This window comes from Nocardia niigatensis NBRC 100131 (genome assembly GCF_000308655.1).
Lineage (GTDB): Bacteria > Actinomycetota > Actinomycetes > Mycobacteriales > Mycobacteriaceae > Nocardia > Nocardia niigatensis.
Genome location: NZ_BAGC01000114.1, coordinates 16420 through 29777, shown reverse-complemented (window position 1 = coordinate 29777; position 13358 = coordinate 16420). Strand labels below are relative to the sequence as shown.

General features: G+C 65.0%; 15 protein-coding genes. 3 read left to right on the top strand and 12 right to left on the bottom strand.

Annotated elements, in window-relative coordinates; all coding sequences use genetic code 11:
- Positions 1-132: 132 nt before the first annotated feature.
- Positions 133-1620, bottom strand: a complete 1488-nt coding sequence (locus ON33_RS36635; protein ID WP_040863778.1) for an AAA family ATPase — start codon at positions 1618-1620, stop codon at positions 133-135.
- Between the two features lie 801 nt (positions 1621-2421).
- Between ON33_RS36635 and ON33_RS36630 the strand changes: the two genes are divergently transcribed.
- Complete coding sequence (locus ON33_RS36630; protein ID WP_040863777.1) at positions 2422-3282, top strand: tyrosine-type recombinase/integrase; 861 nt, start codon at positions 2422-2424, stop codon at positions 3280-3282.
- Between the two features lie 137 nt (positions 3283-3419).
- Here ON33_RS36630 and ON33_RS36625 read toward each other — a convergent pair whose 3' ends face one another.
- The 8 genes from ON33_RS36625 to ON33_RS42965 all read right to left on the bottom strand — a co-directional run bounded on the left by ON33_RS36625 (position 3420) and on the right by ON33_RS42965 (position 9587).
- Positions 3420-3803: a hypothetical protein gene (locus ON33_RS36625; RefSeq protein ID WP_040863776.1), complete on the bottom strand. Its 384-nt coding sequence runs from the start codon at positions 3801-3803 to the stop codon at positions 3420-3422.
- A 6-nt stretch (positions 3804-3809) separates the two neighbouring features.
- The gene (locus ON33_RS40795) at positions 3810-4202 is read right to left on the bottom strand and encodes a hypothetical protein (protein WP_085996905.1); all 393 of its coding nucleotides are present in this window, start codon (positions 4200-4202) and stop codon (positions 3810-3812) included.
- A 17-nt stretch (positions 4203-4219) separates the two neighbouring features.
- Entirely contained in the window at positions 4220-5161 is a 942-nt protein-coding gene (locus ON33_RS36620; RefSeq protein ID WP_040863775.1) for a hypothetical protein, read from the bottom strand.
- A gap of 17 nt (positions 5162-5178) precedes the next feature.
- Entirely contained in the window at positions 5179-5745 is a 567-nt protein-coding gene (locus ON33_RS36615) for a hypothetical protein (protein WP_040863774.1), read from the bottom strand.
- A 40-nt stretch (positions 5746-5785) separates the two neighbouring features.
- Positions 5786-6100, bottom strand: coding sequence for a hypothetical protein (locus ON33_RS36610; protein ID WP_157184932.1), 315 nt, complete (start codon positions 6098-6100; stop codon positions 5786-5788).
- 116 nt (positions 6101-6216) lie between these two features.
- A protein-coding gene (locus ON33_RS36605; protein ID WP_085996904.1) for an IS3 family transposase occupies positions 6217-7361 on the bottom strand; the annotation gives its coding sequence in 2 pieces (ribosomal slippage) (positions 6217-7085 and positions 7085-7361; 1146 coding nt in all).
- Between the two features lie 366 nt (positions 7362-7727).
- Positions 7728-9167 carry a DUF262 domain-containing protein gene (locus ON33_RS36595; protein ID WP_218001572.1) on the bottom strand — a complete coding sequence of 480 codons (1440 nt, stop codon included), beginning with the start codon at positions 9165-9167 and terminating at the stop codon, positions 7728-7730.
- Positions 9168-9203: 36 nt separating this feature from the next.
- Positions 9204-9587 (bottom strand): GmrSD restriction endonuclease domain-containing protein, encoded by a 384-nt coding sequence (locus ON33_RS42965; protein ID WP_218001571.1) that lies wholly within the window; start codon positions 9585-9587, stop codon positions 9204-9206.
- Positions 9588-9823: 236 nt separating this feature from the next.
- Between ON33_RS42965 and ON33_RS44220 the strand changes: the two genes are divergently transcribed.
- Positions 9824-10063: an ATP dependent DNA ligase gene (locus ON33_RS44220; RefSeq protein ID WP_083869587.1), complete on the top strand. Its 240-nt coding sequence runs from the start codon at positions 9824-9826 to the stop codon at positions 10061-10063.
- Here the strand turns inward: ON33_RS44220 and ON33_RS36590 are convergent.
- Positions 10044-11273 carry a site-specific integrase gene (locus tag ON33_RS36590; RefSeq protein ID WP_051153424.1) on the bottom strand — a complete coding sequence of 410 codons (1230 nt, stop codon included), beginning with the start codon at positions 11271-11273 and terminating at the stop codon, positions 10044-10046. The two genes, ON33_RS44220 and ON33_RS36590, sit on opposite strands and share 20 nt — an antisense overlap.
- Positions 11274-11296: 23 nt before the next feature.
- Between ON33_RS36590 and ON33_RS36585 the strand changes: the two genes are divergently transcribed.
- The gene (locus ON33_RS36585; RefSeq protein ID WP_245551184.1) at positions 11297-12514 is read left to right on the top strand and encodes an epoxide hydrolase family protein; all 1218 of its coding nucleotides are present in this window, start codon (positions 11297-11299) and stop codon (positions 12512-12514) included.
- An 88-nt stretch (positions 12515-12602) separates the two neighbouring features.
- Here ON33_RS36585 and ON33_RS36580 read toward each other — a convergent pair whose 3' ends face one another.
- Both ON33_RS36580 and ON33_RS36575 read right to left on the bottom strand, forming a co-directional pair.
- Positions 12603-13034: a nitroreductase/quinone reductase family protein gene (locus ON33_RS36580; RefSeq protein ID WP_040863932.1), complete on the bottom strand. Its 432-nt coding sequence runs from the start codon at positions 13032-13034 to the stop codon at positions 12603-12605.
- Between the two features lie 55 nt (positions 13035-13089).
- Positions 13090-13320 carry a hypothetical protein gene (locus ON33_RS36575; protein ID WP_040863769.1) on the bottom strand — a complete coding sequence of 77 codons (231 nt, stop codon included), beginning with the start codon at positions 13318-13320 and terminating at the stop codon, positions 13090-13092.
- Positions 13321-13358 lie beyond the last annotated feature (38 nt).

The following is a 13358-nucleotide window of genomic DNA, read 5'->3' as shown; positions in this document are numbered from 1 at the left end:
CTACTGCGCCGCGCTACCAACCAGAAGTCCCGTATCGGACTGCAGCCGTAGCCAGCCAGTTTGAATCCTATTGAGGTGGGCGGGTTCTGGTCGCTTGCGCGTCGCCGATGAGTGACCTCGCGCAGGCAGTTGTCACCACATGTCGGAATAGACGGTATCCAGGTCGACCAGCATCGGACTGTCGGATTCCTTGTCCCGCGACCCCGGACCAGTCCCGGCAGCCCGGAGATTCTCGTCGAACCCGGCTCCGCTGTAACAGGTCAGGATCGTCTGGCTGGTGTCGTATCCCTTGGCCGACAACAATTCTCGCGCCCGACGCAAACGGTCCACATGCCCGATGGTCATCGTACGGTCCCATTTGACCTCCCCCAGCGACAGGATGCGGCGCGGCTGCCCGGTCTCCTCGGGTGCCAGCACCGCGACGTCGATCTGGATCTGCCGCTTGTCCCGCGGATCGCTGACAGTCGCGGCCGCCACCTGCCCGGGCAGATCACCGAACACCTCCGGCCCCACCGACATCGCCCACTCCCGGCAGATCCCCTCGAAATGCGGACCCACCACCTGCGACAGGAACGTCGCACGCGAATTGCCCCACGCCGCTTCGGGATTCCCGCGCTCCAACCGAGTCCACTCCCTGCGCATGATCGCCTCGTAGAACACGATCAGCGGCTCAGCCACCCGATACACCGACTTGCCCCGACTGAACGGATCCGCCTCCCGAATCACCAGCTGCGCGTCCTCGAGGACCGACAGCGGATGCCCGATGTCGGTGGAGCTGCGGCCGATGGTATTCGCGATGCCGCCCCGTGTCGTGTGCCCGCCCGCGATCGCGCCCAGCACCGCGTGGTACAAGGCCACGTCCCGGATCTCGGTCTCCTCGGCCAGCAGATACCGCGCCTCCCGGAACAACGGCACCTGCGGATTGAGCACCGTCCGCAGCACCCAGGAATCGAAGTCCTCCAACGACGTCGGAGCATCGCCGGCGACGAACTCCCGCCGATACGCCGGCGTCCCACCGACAATCGCATGCACTAACACCGCCAATCGCGGATCCTCGATCCCCCAGAACCGAGCCGATTCCCGATAACCGAGCGGCTTGACGATCAACTCCAAACTCGCCCGTCCCCGCAACGGCGCACTCCCGGCCAGCAACCGCCCCATCACCGACATCGCCGACCCGCACAGCAGCACCTTTGAACCCGCCCGCCGCGCGTAGCCGCGAGGGTCGAGCGCACGCTGCAGCACCGACGGCAACGACGGGCTCGCCTTGGTCAGATACGGAAACTCATCAATCACGACCAATCCGTCCCCCACCACCGCGAACAACCGCTCCAGCGCCTCGTCCCAGTCCCGGAACGCATACCGGCCACCACCGGCATACGCCGCCACCGCGGCACCGAAACCCGCCAATGCCTCGACCTCGGTCGCATCGGTCGCCGTGTAGAAGAACCCCCCGACCACATCGGCCAACGCATCCAGCAAGAACGTCTTGCCCTGCCGCCGCCTCCCGCTGACGATCCCCAATCGCACATCCGGACTCGGCGACGTCGCGAACCGCACCAACCCGTCCCATTCGCAGTCGCGGTCGAATACCCGGTCCGGCTTCATCAAGGCTGCCATAGTTATAACTATACTTCTAAGAAGTACACTTCTACAGACTAGCAGGGCGGGAACCGGACCGGTGCGGGGTCCTGATGCGCCACGACAGCCGCATTTCCAACCAGACCTCCGTGCGCCGGTGGTGTGGCCGTTGCGGCGGCACCACTACCGATGCTATGGCCCCCGCATGTCCAATCCCGCGCTGAAACCCGGCACTGCCGGGCAACCCCAGATCCGGCGACTCGCCGACGGCCGCTACGAAGCGCGCCTGCTGTGCCGCAACAACTTCGGCGCCTACCACAAACCGCGGCGCACCGGCCACACCAAAAGAGAAGCAGTGCGAAAGGTCCGCCGCCCGCGGCCGAGTGGATCCACACCAACCCCGGCAGCCAGACCGTGAAACCCTCCACGCGCCTATCCGCCCTCGCCGACATCTGGCTGGCCGAGACAAGACTGCGAGGCCACCTCGCTGACAGACCCTCACGATCTACGAATACCACCTCGACCGCTCTCGTGGCCGCAATGCCCGGCCCGACTCCATCAAGATCAAACCCACTATCGGATCCTTGACCATCCGCGAAGCCACCACCGCCCGCATGAACGAATACATGATCACTCTCATGGAACGCGGTCACACCGCCAAAGCCGCCCAGCACTGGCTGATCCTGTCGGCCATGTTCGACACCGCCCGCCGTCACAGCGCGATCGACCACAACCCCATGGACGCCACCCTCAGACCCATCCGCCGCCTCGACGAACCACAAGCCTTGCCGCACCAACTCTTCGACAACTTTCTCGACCACGTCGCCACCTGGTGCCGCGATGAGCAACCCCCCAGATCTGCAGCGCCGCAACGGCCCAACACGCGACGCGCGTATCTACTGGGCCATCCAACTACTCCTCGACACCGGACTACGTCCGGGCGAACTGCTCGGCCTCCGCATCCAAGACATCGAACTCGACACTCCGATCCCGAGCATCTGGATCCGCGGCAAACTCGAGAATCGCGGCAACCGATGGCGCTGGCAGCCAGGTCTGAAGACTGGATCGAAAGGCATCCGCCGGCTTGCCCTGTCGACGCGGGGCCTACGAGCCGTCCGCGAACTACTCGCCCACGACATTCCCTCCGAAGACAATCTCCTTCTCCCTTCCCGGACAGGGAAAGGATGGAGCCCCAACAACTTCGGCCGACTCTGGCGCGCGGTGCGGACCGCTGAGTTCGCCGCCATCACGCCCACCCAGATCCGGCACCGCGTCGCCACCGACGTCCGCAACATCAACGGAATCGAGGCAGCCGCCGCGCTCAGCCTGGATTCCTCTGCCCGATGCGCCGACGACGAAAGCAAGCGGCCACACCGTAGCTCGGATGGTGCGCACGGCTTCGACGGGCATCCCGGCACCGTGCACACACTAGACACATGCGCGCCCGACCTCCGGAGCTGGACCCAGATGGCGGAAGCGATCTGCAACGGCGACCCCGCACGCCGACGAGACTCGAGACTCGTCACGAACGTCCTCATCCGCCATTTCACCGACGGCCGCAGCCCCACCCAGATCGCCCGCGAGATCAACCTCAGCCGCTCCGCCATCAGCAGAATCATCGGCCACGCAACCGAACTCCTCCCGGCCGAGCCGCGTGCGCACATCCACAGGGAGCATGCGATCCCCACGAGACCACACTGACGCCACCATCAGCTTTGGAAATCTCGAAAGCGACCTTCGGCGTGTCGAATCCGACACGCCGAACTCGCCCGAGAGCGGGCAAATATTTAGCGAACAGTCTGTTGGGGTAGTAGCGGGCATTTCGCGCAACTTGTTCGTCAGTAAAGGGGCTGGCTGTAGAGCGATGTCAGCGACAGCGCTGTCAGCAGGAGCGCGGCAACGGTGAGGATGGCGTGGGTGGCGATCAAGAGACGGTTTCGTTGTGGGCTGCGAATCGAGGCGACGAGGAACCCGGCCGCTAGGGCGAAGGCGTTGAGGGAGAACAGAAGCTGAGCCAGCTCCAGGTGAGAGCGGGCGTGGTTGTTCGGAAGTTCGGAGACCCCGCCCGATGCGGTGTGGACGTAGTCGGGTCCCTTACCCGCCCATCGGGCGAAGATGACGGCGGCGACAAGGTTCCCGACCGATAGGAGCCCGCCCAGGAGTCCTGTGGCCGTGTTCCATTGGCGGCGGATGTGTTGCTCAGGTCCGGCGACCTGGTACATGGCCGTTCACACTCCTCGTGATGGTTCGGCGGCGCGGATCGCCATTACGGTAGCTACTGCACGCAACCAAGTGGCGAAGGAATCGTCGGTGTCGACGGTAGTGCCCGCGTTGGCCGCGGCGTCCAGCCAGGGGCGTATCGCGGCGGTTTGATGTGGCCGGGGCAAGGGTTCGGAAAGCGTTGCGGCGTACCGGGTTCCTCCCGCTCGGACGATATCGGCCAGGAAGGCAACAGAGCGGGGAAGAACGCCGAGTCGGCCTAGGATCACTGCGGCCCCGACCGTGCCGACGCCGTAAAGCTCGCGGCCGACAGCCGAATTTCGGTTTGCCAGACCAGCTTTGAGCAACGCACTGATGTCGATCAGCGCCAGGTCGTTGTCGGTGAATGATTCGTGGTTCATGGTTTACCGCCCTTCGGTCAGTGCGGTATCAGGACGCCGTCGACGTTGGGAGGAACCTTGCTGGGCTGGCCGTTCTGATCGGGGAGCTGATCCATGTGGCTGTTGATGAACGTGTCCTCGCTGACCCAACTGGTCGTTCCCCACGGGTTGTAGATTTCGAGCTGGTCACCGTCGTGGCCGATGATCAGCATCTGATGTCCCTCGCCGTTGCCGTTGACCTGGACCGGGACGGGTTGGCCCTGATCGACGGCGAGTTCGATGGCGGGCAGCGCGGCGCGTCGGTCGTTGGCGTCGCCGAGGGTGACCTGCTCGTACGTTTGTCCGGTGGCGGCGCCGATCTGTTCGTCGGCGATCTTGCGACCTTCCGTCGGGGTCATGCCCTCCTGGCCCAATACGGTCTGTCTGAAACGGTCTCCGAGGGTACCTTCGTCGCGACCGTGGTCGTAGAGGGTCGCCTGCTCGTCGCGCAGGCGCTTCTCGAATGCTTCCTTGCTCGTCGAGTTCGGATCGTCAGGTCTATTGCCGGTGGTCAGCTTGAGGTTGTAAGCCGGATCGACCATCGCCCGCGCGGTGACCGTCGATGATGCGACACACGTGGGGTAAGTGCCCTGTGTCCATTCTGCCGGCTCCTGCGCCGCAGGCGCATAGTCGACCTCGCCCGAGTCGGTCTTGTTGATGATCGGAGATAGATGCTGTTGCAACCAATCCGGATCGTCGCCGTGACCGTGAATCAGGCTGTCGAACGACTCCAACTCACCGATATTGTGCCCGGCGGCAAGGGGTTTCATCAGATAGGCCCGCTCCTCCGGCGATTTCGCTTGTGATAGTAGGGAATCGAACCGCTTCCGATCATCATCGCTCATCTGATCGAGTCGCTGCGCTGCCCGTTGAGCCTGCGCGAAGGTAAGGATGCGATTCAGCTCGGAAACGCCCTCCGGGTTGGCGGCTTCACCCAGCACGACCCGATCGGACGCATTCAGGTCCCGGATTTCATTGCGTGTGCACGGGCTTCGCTGGTGAGCTTGTTCAGGTCACGCGCGGCCTTTGCGCCCGCTGCCTCAGCCGCGTCCATCGCCGCCAACAGTGCGGCCCCGCCCTGACCACCCGAGGATCGAGCCGCACCGAAATTGCCTGCGTCACAGTAGCGAGCCGCGCTCGCCAGCAGGTCCTGCCCGTTGGCGTGCACATTGTGCGCATCGGCGATCCCATCCGACAAGACCGACATGATCGTGCGCACCTTACCGAGAACCGTTGCGGCATTGGCGATATCCTCCGCCACCGCCACCACCACATCGCCGGCAAGTATCGAGGCGCGGCCCGTCCAGACCTCCGGCAGATCCTGCTTCGATGCCTGCGCCAAATCAATCGAGACCTGATCGGTCGGCGATGTCGCAACGCCGAATGCGTCCGCGATCCTTGCGAGAGAGGCCGGATCGCCTTTGGGTGCTGGGACCCGTCGCATGATGTCCACCGCCATCGGAACTGCCGTGAAGTCGATGTAGAGGCGCAGGAGCGCGGCGTTTACCGTCTTGCGGTATGTCATGATCGTTCTGGCGCTTCCGGAGTCGTCGTTCCGCAGGTATCTACTTGTTCGGTGGGATGAACGCCCGGAACTTTTGCGACCAGTGCACGTCGTGTTCGGTATAGGTGGCGGCGGCAGCACTGAACTTTGTTCCGATTTCGTCGAGAGCGTCCGCGTTCAGCGCGAATTCGTCGGTCCATGCATCCAGAAATATGCCGTAAGCATTGGCCGCATCACCCAGGATCTCCTCTGATGCGGCAGGAAGATTCAGAAGCGCCGAACGGATGCCCAGCAAATCATTGGCGCGTTCCCCGATGAACCCCGCCAGCTGTATGATCCCCGCCTGGTCAGCTGAAAAGCCGCCCCCATCCGGCACGTTGACCCCTCCATGTGAAATGCCGTCGCCTCGGCCACAGCATAGTGGTCATGCACATGACCGGTCCCCGATGACGAGACCACCCGGGAGTAGAGCCAGGTGATTTCGTTCCGTGTTCAGTTGGTCCCGCAGGCCACCGGGTGGTGGGTGTGGGTGCAGGCCGCAGCGTACTCGGCCGGCGTTTTGTAGCCCAGCGCCGAATGCCGGTGCCGCCGATTGTGGTCGGCCTTGAAATCGCCGATCACCACCCGGGCCTCGAGCAGGCTGGTCCAGTGGTTGCGGTTGAGGCACTCGGTGCGCAGCCGCCGGTTGAACGATTCGACGAAACCGTTGTTCCAGGGTGTGCCCGGTGGAATGTAGGAGATCCCGACCCGATCGGCGCAAAACTGTTGCAGGGCAGCGGAAATCATCTCCGGACCGTTGTCCAACCGCAGCACCCTCGGCGGGCCGCCGGCCGCGGCGAACACCTTCTCCAGCTCGGCAACCAGTCGCTCGGCGGTGATCGAGCGTTCCACCACGTGCAGCAGCGATTCGCGGGTGTGCTCGTCGATCATCGACGCGATCTTCACCGCCCGACCATCGGTGGTGGAATCGAACTGGAAATCCAACGCCCACACCACCTTCGGCGCATCGGCCTCGACCGGCGGGACCGAGGAAACCCCGGCCCGCTTGCGGGGGTGGTGTTGGCGGACCCGCAGGCCCTCCTCGCGCCAGAGCCGGTGGACCTTCTTGATGTTGACCCCCGCACCCTCGTCGAACCGCAGACCCGCCCACGCACGCCGGAACCCGTGCCCAGGATTCTTGACCGCGTAGCAGCGCAACCACGCCCGCGAACCGGCATCCGGATCGGTCGGGGTGTCCTTGATCGGCAGCCGCCGATAGGTCGACCGCGCCAGCCCAACGACCTTGCACGCGAACCGTTCCGACATGCTCTTGCACTCACGAAGCATGTCGACGGCGCGGCGCTTGGCCGCTGGGCTCAGAATTTTCCCCGTGCGATCTCGCGCAACGCGTCTTTTTCCAGTTCGGCATCCGCGAGCAGCCGCTTCAGGCGGGCATTCTGCTCTCGCAGCTCCTTGAGCTCTTTGGCCGCGTCGGTATCGACCCCGCCGTACTGGCGGCGCCAGTTGTACAACGTCGCCGCCGATACCCCGATCTCGGCGGCAGCCTCCTCACCGGTCTTACCGGCGGCGGTCAGCTCGTCGGCACGGCGCAGCTTCCGCACGATGTCCTCCGCGGAATGCCGCTTGCGTCCTGCCATGTCGATCAGTGTCCCTTCTCGGCCCTCACCAGGCCAAACAAGGACTCTAATACCAAGTGGTCTCATTCATCGGGGACAGCTCACAGTGGCCGGTGAGCTTTGATTCGTCGTGGGTGGCGTGGCCGTGATGTCCTCACCGAGGGAACTTGAACGGCGGTAGGCCGCGGCCCCAAGCGGCGGAGGGTTGCGTCGGCGGATCGGTGGGTTGTCGCTGGACTCGGCGACGGAAAAGCAGTTGTTGCAGCTGACGATCAGACAGGAGAAAATGACCGAAATCCGTTGTGGCCCGGTTTAATCAGCGGCGGTGCTGTCGGTATGACGTTGCCGGCGCAGCACACGATTCGCTTTCCGCGCTGCGCCGGATAGTCATTTGCTTCCCACCGAAGCCGCGAGCAGGTCCTCGGGGTTCCAGATCTGCTTGGCGATTTCTCGATAGAGGTGTCCACGCTCGATGACGTCGGCGGCCTTGAACTCCTCGAAGGCCCTGAAGGACAGGCCGCTTCTCGCGATGAAGGAGTTGAAGCCGGGGCTCTTTTCGTAGCTGATCGGGTTCAGGCTGGCTGCCAGGAGATTCTGGGTGAGATAGTGCGGAAGCTTCTCCTCGTATGGGACGTCGTTGTAGCTCGCGTTGAACTGCTTGGGGAGTAGAAGGAGATCTCCAATCCGGTTGCGGTGGCGGGCGAAATCGGTTTCGTGGGTGAATTCGTCGGTGTGCCGCTCGGCGTGGTTGGCCCAGATGTGCTCGACCTCGTAGCGGACTTTGCTCCCGTTGACGAGCTCGACGTAGTTCGACGCCAACCCCGATTCGACGGTGATGTAGTCGGTGATTCGGGCAAGGATCTTGTGGAGCTGCCCGCGGTTCTGCTGATGGACATACAGATCGTCGTTGCTGTCGAAAGTCTCACCAGTGCCCTTGAGCTGGTTGTACAGCGTCTCGGCCAGCGCATCGACGTCCAATCCGCGGATGTCTCGCATGACAATGAACATGGCGTACTGCATCGTCGAGTAGGCGGTAGACCGGAAGTTCCAGATGCGCCAGGCCAGCAGGATATCGATGTAGCGGCCCACGATCTCCAGCTTGCGGTCGACGGTGGACCGGTCGTCGCCGACGCGCAGGGGTGCGAGCAGCAACTGGTGTTGCAGGGTGAACCCGAGATCGGCGTTGTAGCGAATGAATCGCAGACCGCTGTCGGGGTCGAACGGACCCGACGATGCTCCCAGGATTCTTTCGTATTGGCGACTGAAGAATTCGAGATCACGGACGACGAAGTCGTAGTAGTCCTGGTGCGTGACGAGCCCGATGCGTTCATGATCGTTGCGGAGCCAGCGGTGGAACTCGGTACCGATGCGGTCCCAATCCTCCGGGCGAGCGCCCTTCTTGCGCTCACGGATCTTGGTGGAGTACTGGCTGCGCAGCCACGTCTTGAGGAAGTCCGATCCGCCGTCGTCCGCCTCGTCGTCGAGATCCCGCAGGCGCTTGCGCCAGACATCGTTGGCCTTGGTGCGTGATTCGTCGGCACGCATGTTCGCCAGCAGATATCCCTTGAGCATGTCGGCAGGCGTCAGTTTGAGACCGCGATCGTTCATCGTCTCGAAGATCGCATAGGCGTCATCATCGGTGTACGCGGTGATCTGGACAAGCTGTACGCGATCCTTGAGCCAGTCGATGAAGAACGGCAGCTTGCGATCCCGAAGATCGTCGGGGAAGAGTTCGTCGAGCTCGTCGTACCTGCCGACGAGCGTGCGCACGGATTCGACGGCATCGCTGGGCGGTTCATAGGTGCCGCACTCGAACAGGGCTTCCATGCACTCGGCCCGGTCACGGACATCGAGGTTGAAGGACTACTCACCGAATTTCTCCGAGAAGATCAGATTGTCGATGTCGACCACGTCCGCGCGCCCCTGCTGAAGTCGGCGGAGGTAGGTCAGCAGCAGGGTCAAGCTCGTGAGGCGTTGTTGGCCGTCGACGATGAAGGGCTGGCTTCCCTTCTGCGACACGATGATCGAACCGAGGAAGTAGCCCGGGTAGGTCGCGACGTCCTTGCGGACGTGCCCGTCGTCACACAGATCAGAGAACTTCGTCGTCAAGTCCGCGACGAGCTCGGCGAGCTGCTTGGACTCCCATTTGTACTCGCGCTGGTAGTAGTCGATGGCGTACTTCTTCTTCTCCAGGACCTCGGCAACGGTCTTCGCGACGCCATCGATGCTGCGGTCGTTATCGATCACTCTGCGCTCCCCTGTGGTTCTCGACGATCAGCTTGTCCAACTCAACCTCCGATGCACCGGGCTCGACCGGCGCATCGTGAGGCGCCACCATTTTCCCTGCGCGAGGGGCGCCACGCGACGTGGTTGGCTCAACTCCCGGGCGAACTCATCAAACTGCGTAAGGACCACGACAAGCCCAGTGGCCTCAGCAGGAAAGCCATATTCACGGTCCAACACGTCGTGCATGCAGTCGTTGAATGCGTTCAGGTTTCTCATGCCGCTGCGTCGCTCCACCGAGGTGGTGGCTGGCCGGCCACACCAGCAGCGAGGTGTTCAGGTCCCTGCTGGTCGCCGCCCACGAGCAGGGGCGACTGGTGCTGCTCGGGGCGGTTGGGACCGGGTTCAGCGACGCCGCCCGCCGCTCGCTACGGCGCGAGCTGCACGGCCAGGGCCATTGCAGTCCGTTGCGGAACTGCGCTACAGCCCGAGTTTGGTGACGGCGTTGTCTTCCAAGGGGTTCGCGGTGCGGATGTAGCCGTGCACGGTGCGGGGGTTGGACCAGCGGCCCTGGCGCATGATCTCGCGGTCGCTGGCGCCGCCGAGGGCGGCCTGGGTCGCGAAGCCCGCGCGCAGGGAGTGACCGGAGAACAGGGCGGGGTCGAGGCCGGCGCGGGCGGCGTAGCGCTTGACGAGTTCGGCGACCGCGCGACCGGACATGGCGGTGCCGGCGATGCCGCCGTGGCGTGAAATCGTCGGGAACAGCGGCAGATCCGGGTCGGTGAGGGTGGTGCCGGTGAAGCCGTGGCAGCGGTGGATGCGGGGGTCCGGCGATGGGGTGGCCTCGAGCCAGGTACGCAGGTCGCCCGCGGTGTGGGCCTCCCGCAGGCGCGTCCAGTCGGCGAAGGCGCAGACCGGGCAGGTGTGCGGGCGCTGGCCGCGGGGCAGGGCGACACGCTGTTCACCGACGCCGGTGGCGTCGGTCTTGGTGGCCGGCAGCTGGATCAGCAGCAGCGGCTCACCGGTGGAGTGATCGGTGGTGACGGCGACATCGGTGACCCGCAGCGCCGCGATCTCACTGCGCCGCAGCGCCCCCGCGAAGCCGACCAGCAACAGCAGCGTGTCGCGGCGGCGGGCCGGCTCGGTGGGCCACTGCGCGGCGGGCAGCTCGCCCAGCAGCTGATCGAGGGTGTGCAGCAGTACCGGCCGCTTCCGCTTGGGCCGGGTGCGCCGGGTGCGGCGGATACCGCGCAGGGTCAGCCGCACCACGTCGGCGCGGGTGGGGGAGGGCAATCCGTTGGCCGCGTGCACGGCGGCCAGGGCCGCGGCCTTGCGTTCCAAAGTGGCGGCGCTGAAGGCCCATTCGCCGTTCTCGCGCCGCTCGTCCGCCGCCGCGGCCAGGTACACCGCCACATCCAGGGCGTCCGCGGGCAGCGCCTGCCGCGATTCGGCCGCGCACCAGGCCGCCCACGCGATCCAATCGGTCCGGTACGCGCGCAACGTATTCGCCGACTGCGACGCCTCCAGATACCGCCGCAGCGACCCGGCCTGCACCTCGTCGAATCGGTCCCGCACCAGGCGCAGCGCGGCCGCGTCGACCAGCACACTGCGTACCCCGCGCCGCAATTCGCCGCGCACCTCGTCGGGCACCGCGATCACCGCGGCCTGTTCCGCGGGCGACCGCTCGGTGACCTCCGTCGGATCTGGCATGTCCTCGACCCTAGATTGAACATGTGCTCCCGTTGCAGCAGACCCCGATTCACGTGTCCGACAACGTCCTCGACGACCTCCGTCAGCGCCTGGCCCGGACGCGCTGGTTCGACGACGACGGCAATGCCGATGGCCGCTACGGTGTGCCCACCGCCTACCTGCGCGAACTGGTCGACCACTGGCGCACCGACTTTGATTGGCGCGCACAGGAAAAGGCCATGAATGCCTATGAGCAGTACCGAGTCGAGGTGGACGGCGTCCCCGTCCACTTCCTGCGCAGACCCGGCGTCGGCGACAACCCGACTCCGCTGATCCTCACCCACGGCTGGCCCTGGACCTTCTGGCACTGGTCCAAGGTGATCGACCCGCTCGCCGATCCGGCGGCGCACGGCGGCGATCCCGCCGACGCGTTCGACGTCATCGTCCCCTCGCTACCGGGATTCGGCTTCTCGACCCCGGTCTCGGCCCGCCCGGACCTGAACTTCTGGAAGATCGCCGACCTCTGGCACACCCTCATGACCGAGGTGCTGGGCCACGAGCGCTACGCCGCCGCCGGATGCGATGTCGGCGCCCTGGTGACCGGCCAGCTCGGCCACAAGTACGCCGATGCCCTCTACGGCATCCACATCGGTTCCGGTCAGCGCCTGGACCTGTTCAATGGTGATCGCGCCTGGGACATCACCGGCGGCCGCCCGATTCCCGAGGGGCTGCCGGACGACGTGCACGCGCGAATCATCGAGCTGGAGAAGCGATTCGCCGTCCACCTGACCGCCCAGATGCTCGCCCCCGCCACCCTGGCGCACGGCCTGTCGGATTCCCCCGCCGGCATGCTGGCCTGGATCCTGGAGCGCTGGATGCACTGGAGCGACCATCGCGGCGGCGACTTCGAATCCGTGTTCAGCAAGGACGAGGTGCTGACCCACGCGACCATCTACTGGGCCACCAACTGCATCGGCAGCTCGATGCGCCTATACGCCAACCACAATCGCTACCCGTGGACCCCGTCCCACGACCGCTGGCCCGTGATCGAGGCGCCGACCGGCCTCACCTTCGTCGCCCATGAGAACCCGCCCGGCGTCACCACCGCACAACGGGCGCAACAGTTCCGGGACAGCGAACGCGGCCAGTGGTACCACCTCGTGAAGGTGACCGCCCACGATCACGGCGGCCACTTCATCCCCTGGGAGGTCCCGGACGAATGGACCGACGACCTCCGCAGGACCTTCCGAGGCCTCCGCTAACGTCCCGCCAACCCTGCTCGCGGGCCGCGCGAGCGGCGGTGGGAATCGTGTCATGGGCCTTACCGAGATCGGGGTGAACGCGACATGGTCACACTGCGGTGACCGTGCGAGTCAGTATCACGACCGGAATCTCCCACCCCACCTTCGCTTGGAAATCGGCCAAGAAGGGCGTTCTCTCGAGCTGCCGGTCCCACAGCCGCGCCCGCTCGTCCCCGCTCGCGATCACCGCGGTCACCGGCCAGGATTCGGTGCCCACCTCGACCGTCCCGGAGGGGTTTGCCGTCAGGTTGTGAAACCAGCCCGGCCGGTGCGGCCGGCCGCCATTGGCGGCGAAGACCGCCAGGCGATCACCGTCGCGCTGATAGGCCAGCGGCCAGGTGCGGTTCTGCCCGGTTCGGGCCCCCGTGGTGGTCAGCAACAGGAGATCGGTTCCGGCGAACTGCCCGCCGACCCGTCCGCCCCCGGCGCGGAATTCCTCGATCACTTCTTCGTTCAGTCGCTGACGCGCAACATCGGTCATGGACCGCACCAACTATGTTGCCGCCGTGGGTATTCCGCTCTGAACGCCGATCGGGTCAGTGCTGCAACCGCCACGCCGCATCCGGTTTGGGCATCGGCCAGGTCCACCCGTTCCGGATGCGCAGTTCGATCAGTTGCTGCCGGCGACCACAGGACTGCTCGCTGTCGCCGTCGCCCTCGATGCAATTGCGGTGGGTCCACATCATGGCTTCGACCGTGCCCGAGAGGCGCATGGCGTCATGCTCGGGCATACGATGATGCTTGAGCACCGACGGCGTGTCCGACATGGCCCAATCATCCCTCAGTATGGCCGTGCTGTCGTGCA

Excerpts from the sequence above, each read along its gene's own strand:
- ON33_RS36625 (WP_040863776.1), bottom strand. The coding sequence starts at position 3,803 with ATGTACCAGGTCGCCGGACCTGAGCAACACATCCGCCGCCAATGGAAC.
- ON33_RS36590 (WP_051153424.1), bottom strand. The coding sequence starts at position 11,273 with ATGCCAGATCCGACGGAGGTCACCGAGCGGTCGCCCGCGGAACAGGCC.
- ON33_RS40795 (WP_085996905.1), bottom strand. The coding sequence starts at position 4,202 with ATGAACCACGAATCATTCACCGACAACGACCTGGCGCTGATCGACATC.
- ON33_RS36635 (WP_040863778.1), bottom strand. The coding sequence starts at position 1,620 with ATGGCAGCCTTGATGAAGCCGGACCGGGTATTCGACCGCGACTGCGAA.
- ON33_RS36580 (WP_040863932.1), bottom strand. The coding sequence starts at position 13,034 with ATGACCGATGTTGCGCGTCAGCGACTGAACGAAGAAGTGATCGAGGAA.
- ON33_RS36575 (WP_040863769.1), bottom strand. The coding sequence starts at position 13,320 with ATGTCGGACACGCCGTCGGTGCTCAAGCATCATCGTATGCCCGAGCAT.
- ON33_RS36615 (WP_040863774.1), bottom strand. The coding sequence starts at position 5,745 with ATGACATACCGCAAGACGGTAAACGCCGCGCTCCTGCGCCTCTACATC.
- ON33_RS36630 (WP_040863777.1), top strand. The coding sequence starts at position 2,422 with ATGAGCAACCCCCCAGATCTGCAGCGCCGCAACGGCCCAACACGCGAC.
- ON33_RS36595 (WP_218001572.1), bottom strand. The coding sequence starts at position 9,167 with ATGGAAGCCCTGTTCGAGTGCGGCACCTATGAACCGCCCAGCGATGCC.
- ON33_RS44220 (WP_083869587.1), top strand. The coding sequence starts at position 9,824 with ATGCGTTCAGGTTTCTCATGCCGCTGCGTCGCTCCACCGAGGTGGTGG.